The 15,669-nt window shown below is 70.8% G+C and carries 18 protein-coding genes and 1 tRNA gene; 13 read left to right on the top strand and 6 right to left on the bottom strand.

Going from position 1 to position 15,669, the window contains the following annotated elements; translation table 11 throughout:
* Positions 1 to 36: 36 nt before the first annotated feature.
* Positions 37 to 507, top strand: a complete 471-nt coding sequence (locus GGQ54_RS02985; protein ID WP_179444032.1) for an SRPBCC family protein — start codon at positions 37 to 39, stop codon at positions 505 to 507.
* 46 nt (positions 508 to 553) lie between these two features.
* The gene (locus GGQ54_RS02980; RefSeq protein WP_179444031.1) at positions 554 to 985 is read left to right on the top strand and encodes a VOC family protein; all 432 of its coding nucleotides are present in this window, start codon (positions 554 to 556) and stop codon (positions 983 to 985) included.
* 78 nt (positions 986 to 1,063) lie between these two features.
* Here the strand turns inward: GGQ54_RS02980 and GGQ54_RS02975 are convergent, their stop codons facing one another.
* On the bottom strand, positions 1,064 to 2,500 hold the full coding sequence (locus tag GGQ54_RS02975) for an aminotransferase class I/II-fold pyridoxal phosphate-dependent enzyme (RefSeq protein WP_179444030.1): 1,437 nt from the start codon (positions 2,498 to 2,500) through the stop codon (positions 1,064 to 1,066).
* 60 nt (positions 2,501 to 2,560) lie between these two features.
* On the opposite strand from GGQ54_RS02975, the gene yczE reads away from it, so the two are divergent.
* The 4 genes from yczE to GGQ54_RS17740 all read left to right on the top strand — a co-directional run bounded on the left by yczE (position 2,561) and on the right by GGQ54_RS17740 (position 3,969).
* Positions 2,561 to 3,205, top strand: a complete 645-nt coding sequence (gene yczE / locus GGQ54_RS02970) for a membrane protein YczE (protein ID WP_343045838.1) — start codon at positions 2,561 to 2,563, stop codon at positions 3,203 to 3,205.
* A 59-nt stretch (positions 3,206 to 3,264) separates the two neighbouring features.
* A tRNA-Ala gene (locus tag GGQ54_RS02965) sits at positions 3,265 to 3,337 on the top strand.
* Positions 3,338 to 3,560: 223 nt separating this feature from the next.
* Positions 3,561 to 3,884 (top strand): hypothetical protein, encoded by a 324-nt coding sequence (locus tag GGQ54_RS02960; RefSeq protein ID WP_246292536.1) that lies wholly within the window; start codon positions 3,561 to 3,563, stop codon positions 3,882 to 3,884.
* Positions 3,808 to 3,969, top strand: a complete 162-nt coding sequence (locus GGQ54_RS17740; protein WP_425487415.1) for a ribbon-helix-helix protein, CopG family — start codon at positions 3,808 to 3,810, stop codon at positions 3,967 to 3,969. Before GGQ54_RS02960 ends, GGQ54_RS17740 begins: the two co-directional genes overlap by 77 nt.
* A 112-nt stretch (positions 3,970 to 4,081) precedes the next feature.
* Here the strand turns inward: GGQ54_RS17740 and GGQ54_RS02955 are convergent, their stop codons facing one another.
* Both GGQ54_RS02955 and GGQ54_RS17735 read right to left on the bottom strand, forming a co-directional pair.
* A complete protein-coding gene (locus GGQ54_RS02955; RefSeq protein WP_179444027.1) occupies positions 4,082 to 4,597 on the bottom strand; it encodes a GNAT family N-acetyltransferase in 516 nt (171 codons plus the stop codon).
* 302 nt (positions 4,598 to 4,899) lie between these two features.
* Positions 4,900 to 5,244 carry a zinc-binding dehydrogenase gene (locus tag GGQ54_RS17735; protein ID WP_179444026.1) on the bottom strand — a complete coding sequence of 115 codons (345 nt, stop codon included), beginning with the start codon at positions 5,242 to 5,244 and terminating at the stop codon, positions 4,900 to 4,902.
* Between the two features lie 431 nt (positions 5,245 to 5,675).
* Between GGQ54_RS17735 and GGQ54_RS02945 the strand changes: the two genes are divergently transcribed.
* A complete protein-coding gene (locus tag GGQ54_RS02945) occupies positions 5,676 to 6,968 on the top strand; it encodes an aspartate aminotransferase family protein (RefSeq protein WP_179444025.1) in 1,293 nt (430 codons plus the stop codon).
* Here the strand turns inward: GGQ54_RS02945 and GGQ54_RS02940 are convergent, their stop codons facing one another.
* Positions 6,969 to 7,484 carry a TetR/AcrR family transcriptional regulator gene (locus GGQ54_RS02940; protein ID WP_343045837.1) on the bottom strand — a complete coding sequence of 172 codons (516 nt, stop codon included), beginning with the start codon at positions 7,482 to 7,484 and terminating at the stop codon, positions 6,969 to 6,971.
* 73 nt (positions 7,485 to 7,557) lie between these two features.
* On the opposite strand from GGQ54_RS02940, the gene GGQ54_RS02935 reads away from it, so the two are divergent.
* Positions 7,558 to 7,965, top strand: coding sequence for a DUF5360 family protein (locus GGQ54_RS02935; protein WP_179446395.1), 408 nt, complete (start codon positions 7,558 to 7,560; stop codon positions 7,963 to 7,965).
* Positions 7,966 to 8,048: 83 nt separating this feature from the next.
* Positions 8,049 to 8,828, top strand: a complete 780-nt coding sequence (locus tag GGQ54_RS02930) for a glycoside hydrolase family 16 protein (RefSeq protein WP_179444023.1) — start codon at positions 8,049 to 8,051, stop codon at positions 8,826 to 8,828.
* A 9-nt stretch (positions 8,829 to 8,837) separates the two neighbouring features.
* Here the strand turns inward: GGQ54_RS02930 and GGQ54_RS02925 are convergent, their stop codons facing one another.
* Both GGQ54_RS02925 and GGQ54_RS02920 read right to left on the bottom strand, forming a co-directional pair.
* Positions 8,838 to 10,220 carry an FAD-binding oxidoreductase gene (locus GGQ54_RS02925; protein WP_179444022.1) on the bottom strand — a complete coding sequence of 461 codons (1,383 nt, stop codon included), beginning with the start codon at positions 10,218 to 10,220 and terminating at the stop codon, positions 8,838 to 8,840.
* 32 nt (positions 10,221 to 10,252) lie between these two features.
* Entirely contained in the window at positions 10,253 to 10,714 is a 462-nt protein-coding gene (locus GGQ54_RS02920; protein WP_179444021.1) for a DUF1707 SHOCT-like domain-containing protein, read from the bottom strand.
* A gap of 261 nt (positions 10,715 to 10,975) precedes the next feature.
* Here GGQ54_RS02920 and GGQ54_RS02915 point away from each other — a divergent pair, with 261 nt between their 5' ends.
* The 4 genes from GGQ54_RS02915 to GGQ54_RS02900 all read left to right on the top strand — a co-directional run bounded on the left by GGQ54_RS02915 (position 10,976) and on the right by GGQ54_RS02900 (position 15,590).
* Entirely contained in the window at positions 10,976 to 12,109 is a 1,134-nt protein-coding gene (locus GGQ54_RS02915; RefSeq protein ID WP_246292534.1) for a L,D-transpeptidase family protein, read from the top strand.
* Positions 12,110 to 12,235: 126 nt separating this feature from the next.
* Complete coding sequence (locus GGQ54_RS02910; RefSeq protein ID WP_179444020.1) at positions 12,236 to 13,201, top strand: DMT family transporter; 966 nt, start codon at positions 12,236 to 12,238, stop codon at positions 13,199 to 13,201.
* The gene (locus GGQ54_RS02905; protein ID WP_179444019.1) at positions 13,201 to 14,430 is read left to right on the top strand and encodes a glycosyltransferase family 4 protein; all 1,230 of its coding nucleotides are present in this window, start codon (positions 13,201 to 13,203) and stop codon (positions 14,428 to 14,430) included. The genes GGQ54_RS02910 and GGQ54_RS02905 overlap by 1 nt, the downstream gene beginning before the upstream one ends.
* The gene (locus GGQ54_RS02900) at positions 14,427 to 15,590 is read left to right on the top strand and encodes a glycosyltransferase (RefSeq protein WP_179444018.1); all 1,164 of its coding nucleotides are present in this window, start codon (positions 14,427 to 14,429) and stop codon (positions 15,588 to 15,590) included. Before GGQ54_RS02905 ends, GGQ54_RS02900 begins: the two co-directional genes overlap by 4 nt.
* Positions 15,591 to 15,669: the final 79 nt, after the last annotated feature.

Here is a 15,669-nt window from a genome sequence, read left to right as displayed (position 1 = left end):
TCGAGGCCGCGCGTACCGAAATGCGATGATCACTCCATGAGTGAACGTATCGAGGTCTCCCGGGTGGTGCCGGCCGGCGCGGCCGAGGTGTTCGCGGTGCTCCGCGACCCGGAGGGCCATGTGGCGATCGACGCGTCCGGGATGCTGCAGGGCTCCGACGGGCGGCCGGTCGAGGCCGCGGGGGAGTCGTTCGTGGTGCACATGGACCGCGAGGCGCTGGGCGACCTGCCGATGGGCAAGTACGACGTCGAGGTGGTCTTCACCCGCTACGAGCCCGACACGGAGATCGCCTGGACCATTCACGGGACGATCAAGCCACCGATCGGGCACGTCTTCGGCTATCGGCTGGAGCCCGTTGCGGAGGGCACGCGGGTGGTGTCCTACTACGACTGGTCCGATGCCGCGCCCGAGTGGAAGGGCATCTTCCCGGTGATCGGGGAGTCCTCGCTGAAGGCCACTCTCGGCATCCTCGACCGGACGGTACGCCGGGGCTACCCGCGCGGTTGACCGGGCGACCCCTGTCGGTCCGGGCTCGGGCGGGTTAGCGTGGCACATGGCCATCATCGACAGCCCGGGATTCGCGGACGTACACATCATCGTCTCCGACATGGAGCGGGCGAAGGACTTCTACGACAAGCTGTTCGGCTGGCCCGAGGTGGCGGCGAAGCCGATCCGCTACGACGCGAAGATCGGGTCCGAGGTCGCGGCGACCTACGACCGCGGCACCGTCTACCGCACCCCGCAGGGCACGCTGCTCAGCCTGCACCCCACGGGGATCGGAGCGTTCGACCCGGCGATCACCGGGCTCGACCACGTGACGTTCGGCGTCGGCTCGAAGGCCGACCTCGACCGGGCGACGAAGGCGCTGGACGAGGCCGGAATCAGCTACACCGGGCCGATCGAGGCGACCGAGGTTGGGCTGGCGCTGCTCGCGGTACACGACCCGGACGGCCTGCCGATCAACCTCACCGCCCCGCTGACGTAGCCTCCCCATTTGTGTCGTCAGTTATCGCCGCCTGCGGTAGCCCGCAGGCGGCGATAACTGACGACACGATCGTGGTGGTCAGGCCGACAGCGGCCCGAATCCCTCGTGCCGGGTGGGCGCGTCGGGGCGATCGAGCTCCTGCCAGGCGCGCGCGATCCGGCGTACCGCCTCGGCGAATGCGTCCTCCGGCGCCGCGAACGGGAGCCGGAGCCAGCGCTCGCCGCCCGGATTGCAGAAGAAGTGCGGGCCCGGGGTGAGCAACACGCCGTGCTCGGCCGCGCGCCGGGTGAGCCGCGTCGAGGACGCCGACGGCAGCTCCAGCCACAGCGATTGCCCGCCGTCGGGCCGCCGGAACGCGAACTCCGGCAGGTGTTCGCGGACCAGGTCCATCGCGGTGACCGCCTGTCGGTGCAGCCGCTCGCGTGCCGCCGGGTTCGCCGTCGGGTCGGCGAGCAGTTCGGCGAGGACGAGTTGTTCGACGGCCGCACCGTGGTCGGCGAGGGTACGCGCGCGCAGCAGCGGTTCGATCATGGCGTGCGGGGCGCGGATCCAGCCGAGTCGCAGCCCGCCCCAGTAGGTCTTCGACGCCGAGCCGACCAGGATCGCCGACGGGTCGTGCGCGGCGACCGGTAGTGCCGGTGCGGCCCACGGCAGGGCGAGCTCGGCGAGGGTCTCGTCGGCGACGACGGGTACGCCGGCACGGCGGGCGCGGGCGGCCAGGCCGGCGCGGGTGGTGTCGTCCATCTGCCGGCCGGTGGGGTTGTGGAAGTCGGCGATCACGAAGACGGCCGCGGGGCGGGTCTCGGCGAGGGCGGCGGCGAGGGAGTCGAGGTTCCAACCGGCGGGAGAGGTGTCGAAGGAGCGGACCCGGCCGCCGGAGCGACGTGCGACATCGTGCAGCAGGTGCAGGGTGTTGCCGAAGCCGACCGACTCGGTGATCAAGGCGCGCCGTGGCCCGGCGAGGGTGCGCGCGACGATGGCGAGCGCGGAGAGGGCGCCGGTGGTGATCAGGAGCTGGCGCGGGTCGGTGGGCAGGCCGCGGGCGGCGTACCGCTCGGCGAGCGCGGCGCGCAGCTCCGGCAGCCCGTCGGGGAAATAGCCGCTGCCGCCGGTCAGCTCGGGCAGGCGGTCGAGCGCGCGGGCGTAGGCGGCACCGACGTGGGGGAGCGCGGCGTCGGCGGCGGCGGTGAGGCCGATCCGGCCGTCGGCGTCGGGGCCGGCGGCCGGGAGCAGCGGGCTCATCGTCGGGGCGGGGCGTTCGGTGACGAAGTGGCCGGCGCCGCGGCGCGGGCGGAGCAGGTCGCGCTCGGTGAGGGTGGTGTAGGCGGCGCCGATGGTGGTGCGGCTGAGGTCGGTCGCGGCCGCGAGGTCCCGCTCGCTCGGCAGGCGCGTGCCCGCGGCGATGCGGCCGTCCGCGATCAGCCGCGCGATCCGGTCGGCGAGGTCGCGGTAGCGCGGCTGGGTCCAGGGTGGGCCGCCGAGCAGGCCGGCCAGGACGTTCGCTCCGATGGACACGGGTCCACCCTTGCAGAATTGGCTATGGCGTACCAGTCCAATTCGTGGTCGACTGCTCGGGTGACGACGACGCTGCAGAACCTCGGACCGATCGAACAGCTCCGCGCCGGCCGTCTGGCGCGCCGGATCCCCCAGTTGCTGGTGGGGCTGTTCCTGTACGGGTTCTCGATCGCGATGCAGGTACGCGGGGCGCTCGGCGTCGCGCCCTGGGACGTGCTGACCCAGGGATTGAGCCGGTGGCTGCCGCTGAGCTTCGGCACGATCGCGATCTTGGTCTCGGTCGTCGTGTTGTTGTTGTGGATACCGCTGCGCCAACTGCCCGGCCTGGGGACGATCTGCAATGTCGTGCTGGTCGGGATCTCCGCCGACATCGGGCTGGCCCTGATTCCGGTGGTGGATGATCTTGGTCCGCGGATCGCGCTGACGGTCGGCGGGGTTGTGCTGAACGGGCTGGCCGGCGGGCTCTACATCGGCGCGCAGTTCGGCCCCGGCCCGCGGGACGGGCTGATGACCGGGCTGCACCGCAGGACGGGGCGCTCGCTGCGGCTGGTGCGTACCGGCATCGAGGTCGTGGTGTTGTCGATCGGTTGGCTGCTGGGCGGGCAGGTCTGGATCGGTACGCTGCTCTACGCCCTCGCGATCGGCCCCCTGACGCAGTTCTTCCTGCGCTGGACGCTGGTACGCCTCCCCGAGCCCACGATTTGAGGCGGCGCCTCCGCGGGCGCTATCATCTCGTGGTCCTGGCCGCGAGGTCGGGGCAACCTGGGGCTATGGCGCAGTTGGTAGCGCGCTTCCATGGCATGGAAGAGGTCAGGGGTTCGAATCCCCTTAGCTCCACAATTTCAGACGTAGTCGAACCCCTGACATGGGTCTCTCCTGTCGTTGCGGCGAACGGTTCCGCGAAGCGGAGGGTTGCTTCTTCGCCTTCGTCGACGTCGATCCCGGTGGTGAAGGTCTGGTTCGCCAACCGTTTCCCGTGGGCATCAGTGGTCCTGTAGAGGCGTTGGCAGTCGATCAGGAGACGTAGCGCCTTCGCGATCTGGCGTCTCGGGCCTTGGTCTTGGTCGTTTTCGATGCGGCGGTCGATGTCGGCCAGGCCCGCCCGGATGCGGTCCTGGTGGCGTTTCAGTGTGGTGAGGTCGATCGCGTCGGCGAAGTGAGCGGCGAGGAGCTTGTCGGACTCGTCTTCCAAGCGGCGGCGGTTCGCTGCAAGCTCGGCCAGCTCGTCGGATCGGGCCGCGAACCGTTCGTCGAAAGCCTCCTCGACCTGGGCGACCGAAGCGGAGTCTGGCTACGATGTGGCGGCATTGAAGAAGCGGGGCCGTGGTCGACCTGGTCGTGGCGCGAAGCCGTCGCAGGTCATTGCGTTGCGTCTCACGGCTGACGAGGTCAGTGCTCTTGATGCGCGGGCGGAGCTTGAGGGTAAGTCTCGCTCCGAGGTGATCCGCGAGGCACTAGCCTCGGCGTGAGAGTCCAACCGATCGCTGCTCAGGGGGCGATTGGTCACGAACCGCAGCAGAATCGCCCGAAAACCTGCGGTTGGGACCAAACCCGCAACACGATGCCGAGCCCTGAGCACGCCTAAAGCGTGATCTCGAAACCGAGGAACCGGGCATCGGAGCCGACCGGTGACTCGGCGCGCCCGGTCTCGGTGAAGCCCACACGCGCCAGCACTCGCCGAGATCCGAGATTGTCCTCGGCCACGCGAGCGAGGACTTTGTCGACGCCGCACTCTCGAGCCGCCTCGAGGGCCGCGCTCACGCCGTAGGTCGCGACTCCGCGACCCTGATCGGCTTCGGCCACGCGGAACCCGAGCTCGGTCAGATCGGGCTGGTCGATGTCGGTGATGTTCACTCGGCCCAGGATTCGGCCGAAGTTGTCGACGATCACAAACAGCAGCGATCGCCCGACGTCATTCTCGTCGACGAGCGCGGCCAGCCGCTCCTCGAAGCGGGCAAAGTAGTCATCCCCGCGGTCTCCCACCCGCTCGGCAAAGAAGCCGCGGTTGGCGATCTCGAACTCCTCGAGGAACCGAGCATGACGCATCGCCACGAGTTCCAACTGCATGCGTCCATCTCCATCCGTGCCCGGGTCCAAGGAGAGTGATCGTGCAGGTCTCACCTCGGGAACCAACCGATTGTTCACCGTACCGCAGCCGGGTCACCATCCATTTGCGGTTGGGGACCAAGCCGCAGACCCCGTAGGTCGACGGCGAGGCGATAGCGGGCTGGATGCCGTCGTTGAAGAACAGTTAGGCGACCAGGATGGTGAGCGCTATCGGGTAGTTGCGCATGTCCTTCTACGTCGATAGAGCTGTTCGAAGCTGGCCTGGAGGATTCCGCCGCGCTCCTCGATGACGCGTGTGGGCGGATGGTTGCGCAGTCCGAGGAACGGGAGCATCACGTGACGATGTCGATCACCCGTTTGCCGGGTGTGGGATCTGTCTCCAGGTGATGGTGTGCCTCGTCGATGTGTGTGAGAGGGAAGCGTCGGGCGATCAGTCGTGTGAGGTCCCCGCGATCGATGAGGCGGGCGAGTTCGTTCAGGTGGCGTCGGGATGGGCGGTCGAATTCCGGGCTGGTGGATGTCCTGCCCGGGAGGGCCGCGGCGAGGATGGCGCCCGGGGCGATCGGGGACGACCGCGGCGACGCGCCCGCCTTTGCGCGCGACGCGAACCAGCCTGGCGAACTTGGTCTCCACCGACAAGAGCGAGGGCGGCCAATCGGACCGCACCCTCGACGCACTCCGCAGCGGCCACCGATCCGAAGTCGTCGAGACGCTTTGGCCGCTTGCCGTCCTCGTCCACCGCACCTGTGTGGCCGTCTGCTTTGTGGGTATCGCAGTGCTCATGGCGGCCATCGACATTTCCATTCCGCATGATCGTCTGGTTCAGCAGCTTGGAGTCCGACAGCGGCCGCAAGGGCCGCGCCGAGATGGAACGAGAGCGTTTCGACCGCGCCCCACAACCAACTGGCGCACCCCTAGTCAGACTCGCCGACGACCGCGCTACACACGACCACACAGCGGCAGGGCAGCGGCTGTGAATGCTGCGGGGCCCGCTGCCCATGAGGAGCCGAGTGCCACACGAGGGATCGCGCTCACACGAGGCCCGGAACGCGGCCTCATCAATGACGGCAACCGCGACGTCGAGCCCGCCGATGGTGGAGAATGCGGCATGGCGTACGAGATCAATGACCCGAGGCTTCAGTACCTGACCCGGTACGGCGGCACCTGGGCGCCGTTCGTGGCAACGAGCGCCTCCGGTTCGTTCGTCGAGGACGCCGACGGCCGCAAGGTCCTCGACTTCACCAGCGGGCAGATGAGTTCCATCCTCGGCCACGGGCATCCGGAGATCGTCGAGACGGTCAGCGCGGCGGTACGCGACCTTGATCATCTTTTCTCCGGCATGGTCTCCGAGCCGCTGCTCGCGGCGGGGGAGGCCCTCGGCACGCTCGTGCCCGGCCTGGACCGCGTCCTCCTGCTCACCACCGGCGCCGAGTCCAACGAGGCGGCCATCCGGATGGCCAAGCTCGTCACCGGCGGCTGGGAGGTCGCCGGCTTCGCCCAGAGCTGGCACGGTATGACCGGCGCCGCCGCCGGCGCGACCTACTCAGCGGGCCGGCGCGGCTACGGACCGGCACCGGTTGGCTCGGCCGCGATCTTCGCGCCGAACGCCTATCGGCCACGGTTCACCGATGCCGACGGCAACCTCGACTGGCAGACCGAACTGGCCGACGGTTTCGACCTGCTCGACCGGCAGACCGCCGACGGCCGGGCCGCCTTCATCGCCGAGCCCATCCTGTCCTCCGGCGGCATTCTCGAGCTGCCCGACGGCTACCTTGCCGCGCTCCGAGCCGCCTGCCACCGGCGCGGGATGTTGTTGATCATCGACGAGGCGCAGACCGGAGTCGGGCGTACCGGATCGATGTTCGCCTTCCAGCGCGACGACATCGTGCCCGACATCGTCACCTTGTCCAAGACCCTCGGCGCCGGCCTGCCCGTCGCGGCCGTCCTCACCACCGCCGAGATCGAGGAGCGCGCCCACGAGCGCGGCTATCTCTTCTACACGACTCACGTCTCCGACCCGCTCGCCGCCTCGGTCGCCGCCAAGGTGATCGAGATCGTCGTGCGCGACCGCCTCGCCGACCGCGCGACCGCCGCCGGCGCCCGGTTGCGCTCGGCCCTGGCCGAGCTGCAGACCCGGCACGAGTGCATCGGCGACATCCGCGGCCGCGGCCTGCTGCTCGGCATGGAGATCGTCGCCGACCGCGAGTCGAAGCAACCGGCCCCCGAGGTCGGCGACGCGATCACCCGCCGCTGCATGGAGCTCGGCCTGTCGATGAACGTGGTCAGCCTGCCCGGTGCCGGCGGCGTGTTCCGCATCGCGCCGCCGCTCACCGTCAGCGACGCCGAGATCGACCTCGGCGCGGAGATCATCGACCGCGCCATCGCCGACGTCACCGGCTGATCAGCGCGCCAGCAACGCCCGCAGCTCGCCGATCATCCGTTGCCGCGCCGCGCCGCGGGCCGGAGCAAGATCAAGTGTGTCCGCGAGCCACAGGCCGTCCACCGCGAACCGGATCGTGGCCGCCACCTCCGCGGGTACGCCGTCGCGGTCCAACCGGTCCTGCCACGCCCGGTAGCGCTCCCGCAGCGAGTCCAGCGCCCGCGGGTTGACCACCGCCGCCGCGAGCAGCGCGATCACCGGCTGGCCCGCCGGACCGCTGGTGCGCTCCGCCGACCGCAGGTACGCCTCGGTCGCCGCCCCCGGCTCCTCGCCGGCCCCGATGATCAACTCGTCGAACGTGGCCACATAGCGCGCGATCAACCCGTCGATCAACAACTCCTTCGACGCGAAGTGATAGAACAGCCCGCCCTTGCTCACCCCCGCCTCGCGCGCCACCGCCGCGATCGTCACCGCGTCCCCGCCGTCGCGGACCAGGATCCGCCCGGCCGCGTCGAGGATCCGGTCCCGAGAAGTCACCCGGGGACTGTACCGGGCGTCCGGCATCCGGTTCCGAGCAATACCGGACGTCCGGTACAGTAAGGTCGTGATCATGCAGCCCCAACCCCGCCGCCTGCCGGCCGCCCGCAAGGCCGCCCTCGTCGTCACCGATCTCGGTCTGCTCGCCTATTGGGCCCTGACCGCCCTCGGCGTGATCTCCGTCGGCGAGGGGGCCTGGCTCAAGGCCTGGAACTGGTCGTTCTTCCCGCTCGACGCCCTGGCGATCGCCGCCGGCCTGGTCTGGTCACTGCTGCCCAGGGGCCACCGCTGGTCGGTGCCCGCCTACGTCACCGCGCTCGCCCTCACCCATGCCGCCGGGCTGATGGCGCTCAGCTTCTTTGCGCTGTGGGGGAGCTGGGACGCCTCCTGGTGGGCGGTCAATCTCTGGCTCGCGCTGCTGCCGGTCGCCCTCGCGCTGGCTTCCGGTCTCGTCGCGTGCAGGACCCCGAACTGGGCCTGATGTGGTACGCGGGGTTATGGTGGCGTACCGGGGATGACGAGACGGCCGACGATCGGCCGCACCGAACGCCGGAAGGACAACGCATGCGACGGCTGGGCCGCGGGCTTGCGCTCGCCGTGCTGGGCAGCACCGCACTGTTGTGCACCCCGATGCCGGCCCAGGCCGCACCCCCGGCCGGCACCTGGCAGCTCGAACTGGCCGACGAGTTCAACGGAACCGCCCTCGACACCAACATCTGGAATGTCGCCGAGCAGGGCGACCACAGCGCCGACCGGGTCACCGTCGCCGGCGGGGCGCTGCTGCTGTCGGCCCGCGAGGACGGGGGCTGGTCCACCGGCGCCGTCAGCACCGGCGGCGCCGACCAGGGGGTCGCGCTCGCCCCCGGCAGCTACCTGGAGACCCGCCTGCGGGTGCCGAAGGGAGCGGCGTACCGCCCCGCCGTCCGGCTCACCCCGGCCGAACCGGACGACGCACCCGACCGCGACACCACGACGATCACCGCCCTGGAGGTGACGGGTACGCCAACCGCGGCGCGGCTCGGTCTGCGCACCCCGGACGGCCCGTGTACCGACGCCGGAGCCGCCGCCTGCACCGCGACGCTGCCGACCCCACCCGAACTACTCGCCGAGGGCGACCACACCATCGGCCTGGCGTGGCGCGACGACCGGCTCGACTACTACGTCGACGGCGACCTCGTGCTCAGCCTCACCGAGCAGATTCCCACCGGGCCGCTGGTGCTCGACCTGGCTCTCGATGTCGACCCGGGCGCCGGCTCGTCGATCGACGACGAGGCCAGCCTGCGGGTCGACTACGTCCGGATCTACCGGGCCGCCGACCCCGCGCACGTCCAGATCTCGGCCTGAGGGCGTACCTCAGAAACCAGCACCGGGATTCAGGATCCCGTCCGGGTCCAGCGCACTCTTGATCTTGTGGGTGAGCGCCATCACGTCGGGCCCGAGCTGCTGGGCCAGCGGGCCGCGCTTGAGTCGGCCGATGCCGTGCTCACCGGTGATCGTTCCGCCGAGACCGATCGCCAGGCCCATCACCTCGTCGAAGGCCCGCGCCGCGCGCGCCTCGGCGTCGGCATCGGTGCCGTCGTAGACCACGATCGGATGGGTATTGCCGTCGCCCGCGTGCGCGACGGTGGGGATCTCCACCTGGTGCCGCTCCGCGATCTGCTCGATGCCCTCCAGCAACTCCGGCAGCCGGGGAATCGGCACGCCGACATCCTCCAGCATCAGCGAACCCTTGCGTTCCACGGCGGGGAAGGCCGCCCGCCGCGAGGCGAGGAACAGCTCACCCTCGTCGGGGTCGGTGGTCACAAAGGTCTCCTTCGCACCCGCGGTCCGAAACGCCTCCTCCATGATCGCGATCTCCGCGCCACAGGCCTCGCCGGGCGCATCCGACTGCGCGATCAGCATCGCCCCCGCATCCCGATCCAGCCCCATCGGCTGGTAGTCCTCCACGCAGCCGATCGACCGGGCATCCATCAGCTCCATCATCGACGGGCGCAGCGTCGCTCCGACCTCCACGACGGCCCGGGCCGCCGCGCTCACGGTGGGGAAGTAGCCGACCAGTGTCGCCGCCGGCGGCTTGGCGGGGATCAGCCGCAGGATGGCCCGGGTGACGATGCCGAGCGTGCCCTCGCTGCCCACGAACAGCTTCGTCAGCGACAGCCCGGCCACGTCCTTGATCCGCTGGCCGCCGAGCTGCACGAGCGTACCGTCGGCCAGCACCACATCGAGACCGAGCACGTAGTCGGTCGTCACGCCGTACTTCACACAGCACAGCCCGCCCGCATTCGTCGCGACATTGCCGCCGATCGAGCAGATCTCGAACGAGCTGGGGTCGGGCGGGTACCACAGCCCGTGCTCGGCGGCCGCGGCCTTGACCTCGGCATTCAGGGCGCCGGGTTCGACGACGGCGGTACGCGTGGCGAGGTCGATCTCGATGCTCCGCATCCGGTCCAGGCTCAGCAGCAGGCAGCCCTCGACGGCACACGATCCGCCGGACAGCCCGCTCCCGGCGCCGCGCGGCACGATCGGGATCCGATGCGCCGCGGCCCAACGGACGGCGGCCTGGACGCCCTCGGCGCTCGCCGGGCGGGCGACCGCCAGCGGCTTGCCGGCCAGGCGGCTGCGGGTCCAGTCCCAGCGGTAGTTGTCGATCAGCCCCGGATCGGTCACGACCGCGTCCGCGCCGATCTGGGAGATCAGCTCGGCAACCGTCGCCGACACGTCCTCGTGTTGCGCCATTGCGTCAGCGTACCGACCGGGCGGGGTGGGGCTCAGGCGATCCGCCGCCGCGCCAACAGCCAGCCGATCGAGCCACCGCCGATGGCGGCGAGGAAACCGCCGATGAGCGCGAACACCGCGATCGGCGGCGCGATCAGCACCGAGCCCGCGACCATCAGGAAACAGGTCAGCGTGCAGGCCGCCGCGATCACTCCGGCCGCGACCGTCGCATCGCCGTAGCCGCGACCGACCGGCGCCCGGCCGGCGGCCGGCGTGCGGGGCCCGGGCCGGGGGAGGTCGTGGAACAACGCATACAGCTCGGCCGCGCGCTGTGCGCGCGCGGCCGATTCGATCCGCTCGGACAGCTCGCCCTCGGTGAGCCGGCCGGCGGCGAAGTGGACGGCCAGTTCGTCGCAGGCGGCGGAGCGTTCGGCATCGCCGATCCTGAGATCGGGGGTCGGCATCGCGAGAGGTGCGGGCGGGAGGGGCGCGGCCGCCGGATATGAGATCGCCATGCCGCCATTCAAGGCGCCGACGCCGTGCCCGGCCACGGTCTCGGGCCGATCGCAGACCCTCGGCGGCGAAGGCCAGACCACGGTCGCACGCGCCCGGGACACGGGCCGGACGGCGGTGGCGTAGCAGATTGTTTCCGAATCGAGACCAAGTTCTGCCCGCCCACGGGAACTCCCCACTCGTCGCGGGACTCGTTTCTGCCATAGATTGACTCCCGTTGTCCCGACGCTCCGGGCCCCCCGCCCGGCAAGGAGAAGGTTCGTATGTCCCGACGAGTCCCCGCTCTGATGGCCACTGCCGCGATCGGCGCCCTGCTGTTCGGTGCCTGCGCGGCACCGGCCGACGAGGCGCGCCAGACCGCGGTGGTCGCGCCCGCGCCGACAACGAGCGCACCCGAGACCCCCTCGGCCAGCCCCACGCCCGACAACACCCCGAGTCCTACGCCGACCAAGGATCCCGCGCTGTTCTCCCGCGGCGCCAAGGGTGACAAGGTCAAGGACCTGCAGGCCCGGCTGAAGCAGATCGGCTGGCTCGAGGGCAAGGTCACCGGCGAGTACGACGAGACCACCGAGAACGCGGTCAAGGGTTTCCAGGCCAAGCGCGAGCTCGAGCAGACCGGCGAGGTCGACGCGAAGACGCTCGAGGCGCTGAACTCGATGACCCGCAAGCCGACCGACGACGAGCTGAACAACCGGATCACCCCGGGCCCGACCCTGCTGGAGTCCGGCGACTCCGGCGACAAGGTCAAGGACCTGCAGGCGCGGTTGAAGCAGCTCGAGTGGTTCTCCGGCGATGTGACCGGCAACTACGGCTCGCAGACCGCCGCGGCGGTGAAGGGCTTCCAGGACAAGCGCGCGTTGCCGCAGACCGGCAAGGTCGACCAGCGCACGCTGGACCGCCTGCACGACATGACGCGCAAGCCGACCAGCGACGAGCTGAACAACGTGAAGCCGAAGACCGACGAGAAGAAGGACAAGTCCGACAAGTCGGGCACGTCTGGCTCGGACTCCTCGGCCAAGGCCAAGGGCCTCGACCCGCGCTGCATGACCGGCCGTGTGATGTGTGTGTCGAAGAAGTCGAATCGCCTGTGGTGGGTGATCGACGGACGCGCCGTCATCTCCTTCGACGTCCGCTTCGGCACCGATGAGACCCCGACCCGCGAGGGCACGTTCTACGTGGACCGCAAGTCCAAGAACCACGTCTCGAACATGTACTTCACCCCGATGCCGTACGCGATGTTCTTCAGCCGCGGCCAGGCGGTGCACTACTCGGCCGACTTCGCGGCCCGCGGCTACAACGGTGGCTCGCACGGCTGCGTGAACGTCCGGGACAAGGGCAAGATCGCCAAGCTCTACTCCCAGGTGCGGATCGGCGACAAGGTCGTCGTCTACGGCTGATCATCCGACCCGGCTCGGCTCCGACCAGGGGCCGAGCCGAGTCGTTCCCTGGGGCAGATCCTCCGGGTCGGATCCGGGTTCGCAGGACGACTACGTCGACGCCGCGCTGCACTACGCTGACAGCGTTTGCAGACCGCTGAGCGGGACCCGGCCGTGGGCTGTGGATCCGATTCCTGGCCGAGGAGAGTCACCCTGAGCATCGCCATCGCCATCGGACTGGTCGTCATCGCGTCGTTCTGCTTCGCCGGCGGCGCGATCCTGCAGCACATGGCGATCAGCGCCGACCAGACTGCCGGCGCCAAGCAGGAGATGAGCCTGCGCCAGATCCTCGGCCTGTTGCGCAAGCCGCGCTGGGTGCTGGGTCTTGCCCTGGTCGGCTTCGGCGCCGCGCTGCACCTGATCGCGCTGACCCAGGCCCCCGTCACCGTCATCCAGCCGGTCGGCATCCTCGCCGTGCCCTGGTCGGTGCTCGTCGCCTCGAAGATCTACGGCTATCGCACCACCCCGGCGGTCTGGCTCGCGGTCGGCGCGACGGTCGTCGGCATCGTCGGCTTCACCATGTTGTCCACCCGCTATTCCGACGATCACCGCGCCACCATCGACTTCGGCCACATGATCATCGCGATCGCCGTCTGCTACGGCATCGGCTTCGCCCTGGTCGGGCTGAGCCGGGTGATCCCGGAGGTCTTCCGCTCCTTCGCCCTCGCTGCCGGCGGCGCGGTGCTCTACGGGCTGGCGTCGGCGCTGATGAAGTCGATGTTCGTCTTCCTCGGGCGCGGGGAGCACTTTCTCTCGCCGGGGGTGGTCGTGTCGTTCGTCGGCATCATCGCGACCTATGTGATCGGCGGTTGGATGATCCAGCAGGGGTACGCCCTGGGCCACCCCGAGATCGTCGTCGGGGCCCTGACCACCATCGACCCGCTGGTCGCGGTGATCTACGGGCTGTTCGTGCTGAACGAGGGCGTCGGCATCACGCCGCTGGTGGTCGTCGGCATGACCGTCGCCGGGGCTCTCGCCACCGCGGGCGTGGCCGGTCTGTCGAGGTACCACCCGGAGGCCCGCCAGCGCGCGGAGGCGAGCGGGCCCGCCTGATGCCGCAGCAACGCCCGCCGCGCGTCGCGGTGGTCAGCGACTACACGCTGGCGACGCTGGGCGGCGCCGAGAACGCCTTTCACGAGCAGGTCGGCACCCTCGCCCGCAGCACCGAGGTGTTGGCGATCTGCCCGCCGAGCGAGCGGCTCGCCGCCCTCGGCCGGCAACCCCGCGTCACCGCGCTCGGCGTACCCGTCGCCTTCGTCGCGCCCGGCCTCGGATTCCCGGTCGCCCGGAACACGGCGCGGTTGCGGGCCATGTTCCGGCGAGCCTTCGCCGCCGCCGGGACCGAGGTGGTGCACGTGCACTCCGAGTTCGGCGTGGCCGCAGCGGCGATCGCCGCCGCGCGCCAGCTCGGCCTGCCCGCGGTGCAGACGATCCACACCTTCTTCTGGCAGACCCAGGCACCGATCCAGCGGCTGCTGGCCCTCGGCGGGCCGCCGTTCCACCGCTGGCTCACCGGGCTCGCCGACCCCGGGGTCCGGCTCGCCGAGCGGCCCGGCGATTCCGCCCTGCGCAACATGAGCCTCGCCGTCGGCCTGGCCGCCGACCGGGTCGTCTCGCCCTCGGCGCACCAGGCCGCGGCCCTGCGAGCGGCGGGACTGGAGCGCGTCGATGTCGTGCCCAATGCCGTCTCTCCGAACGCCGCGGCCCGGCCCGTGCGCAGCATCGACGGCCCGCTGCGGGTGCTGTGGATCGGTCGTTTCGCCGACGAGAAGCGCGTCCTGCCGTTCCTGCGCTCCGCGCTGCGCGCGCTGGAGGCCGTCGGCCCGGAGCGGCTGCACATCGACCTGCTGGGCACCGGACCGCGGTACGCCCGGGCGCGCCGGCTGGTCGGCGCCGCCCCCGGCATCACCCTGCACGGCCGCGTCCCGCACGCCGACATCCCCGGCTGGCTGGCCCGCAGCCACGTGAGTGCGCTCAGCTCCATCGGCTGGGACAATCAGCCGATGACCGTCGCCGAGTCGATCATGGCCCTGCGCGGAGTGATCTGGGCCGACCCCGCGCTCACCGAAGGCCTGGACCGCGCCGGCATCCCCGCCTTCGGCCACGACGAGGGGGTGCTGGCCCGGCGGCTCGCCGACCTGGCCCGCGACCCCGCGCCCGTGCTCGCCGCCTCGGCAGCGGCCGTGCAGGCGCGCGAACTGTTCGGCGCCGACGAGTTCACCCGAGCCGTGCTGGGCGTGTATGCCCGGGCCGGCGTACCCACGACCGGAAAGCAGCCATGAGGGTCCTGATCGGCACCGACACCTACCCGCCCACCGTGAACGGCGCGGCGCAGTTCTCCCAGCGGCTCGCCCGCGGGCTGGCCGCGCGTGGACACGAGGTGCATGTGGCCTGCCCGTCGCCGACCGGGCCACCGGAGCGGGTGGTCGGCGCGGACGGCGTCGTGGTGCACCGGATGCGGTCGATCACCTACCCGCTCTACGACACCTTCCGGGTCTGCCTGCCCGGGACGGTACGCCGCTCCGCGCGCCGGGTGATGGACGCGGTCTCGCCCGATGTGGTGCACACCCAGGACCACTTCCTGCTCGGCCGCGCGCTGATGACCATCGCCGGCGCCCGCGGGATCGGCATCGTCGCCACCAATCACCTGATGCCGCAGAACTTCTTCGATCATGTGCCGTGCCCGGTGCCGCTGCGCGGCCCGGCGTCGCGGGTGCTGTGGTGGGATCTGGCGCGGATCTACCGCAAGGCCGGTGCCGTGACCTCGCCGACGCCGCGGGCGGTCGAGCTGTTGGACCGCTCGACCGGCGTCGGTGCGATCGCGGTGTCCAACGGGATCGACATCGCCCCCTATCTGGCCGCCGCCGAGCGGGCAGAGCACGATCCGACCCCGGTGATCTTGTTCGTCGGCCGGCTGGACCAGGAGAAGCGGGTCGACGACCTGCTGCGCGCGATGGCCCGGTTGCCCGAGGACCTGCCGGGCCGACTGGAGGTGGTCGGCGACGGCTCGCACCGCGACAGTTGGCGCGCGCTCGCGGGGCGGCTCGGCCTTGGTCCCGACCGGGTCGTCTTCCGTGGGTTCCTGCCCGACGAGGCGCTGCTCGCCGCCTACGGGCGCGCCGATGTGTTCGCGATGCCCGGCGTCGCGGAGCTGCAGAGCCTCGCGACCCTGGAGGCGATGGCTGCCGGGCTGCCGGTGGTGGCCGCCGATGCGATGGCGCTGCCGCACCTGGTGCACCACGGAGACAACGGCTACCTGTTCACGCCGGGCAACGCCGCGGAGCTGGCCGGGCGCCTGGAATCGCTGCTGCGCGATGCCGAGTTGCGGGCCACGATGGGCAAGAACAGCCGCGAGATCGTGGCCGCACACAGCTTCGAGCAGACCCTCGACACCTTCGAAGACCTCTACCGGCAGGTCGGCCGGGCGGCGCGCACCGCCTGAGCGCGAGGCTTTCCACAGGCGGGTTTTCCGCCGGAGTTCTCCACAGATCCGGCCGCGGGCGACAGTTCGGGGCGGCTCA

The organism is Naumannella cuiyingiana, from assembly GCF_013408305.1.
Taxonomy (GTDB): Bacteria; Actinomycetota; Actinomycetes; order Propionibacteriales; family Propionibacteriaceae; genus Naumannella; species Naumannella cuiyingiana.
This window is presented reverse-complemented; position numbering and strand designations above follow the sequence as displayed.

Coding starts and splice junctions, on each gene's coding strand:
- GGQ54_RS02985 (WP_179444032.1), top strand. CDS start 37: ATGAGTGAACGTATCGAGGTCTCCCGGGTGGTGCCGGCCGGCGCGGCC.
- GGQ54_RS02980 (WP_179444031.1), top strand. CDS start 554: ATGGCCATCATCGACAGCCCGGGATTCGCGGACGTACACATCATCGTC.
- GGQ54_RS02945 (WP_179444025.1), top strand. CDS start 5,676: ATGGCGTACGAGATCAATGACCCGAGGCTTCAGTACCTGACCCGGTAC.
- GGQ54_RS02935 (WP_179446395.1), top strand. CDS start 7,558: ATGCAGCCCCAACCCCGCCGCCTGCCGGCCGCCCGCAAGGCCGCCCTC.
- GGQ54_RS02930 (WP_179444023.1), top strand. CDS start 8,049: ATGCGACGGCTGGGCCGCGGGCTTGCGCTCGCCGTGCTGGGCAGCACC.
- GGQ54_RS02925 (WP_179444022.1), bottom strand. CDS start 10,220: ATGGCGCAACACGAGGACGTGTCGGCGACGGTTGCCGAGCTGATCTCC.
- GGQ54_RS02920 (WP_179444021.1), bottom strand. CDS start 10,714: ATGGCGATCTCATATCCGGCGGCCGCGCCCCTCCCGCCCGCACCTCTC.
- GGQ54_RS02915 (WP_246292534.1), top strand. CDS start 10,976: ATGTCCCGACGAGTCCCCGCTCTGATGGCCACTGCCGCGATCGGCGCC.
- GGQ54_RS02905 (WP_179444019.1), top strand. CDS start 13,201: ATGCCGCAGCAACGCCCGCCGCGCGTCGCGGTGGTCAGCGACTACACG.
- GGQ54_RS02900 (WP_179444018.1), top strand. CDS start 14,427: ATGAGGGTCCTGATCGGCACCGACACCTACCCGCCCACCGTGAACGGC.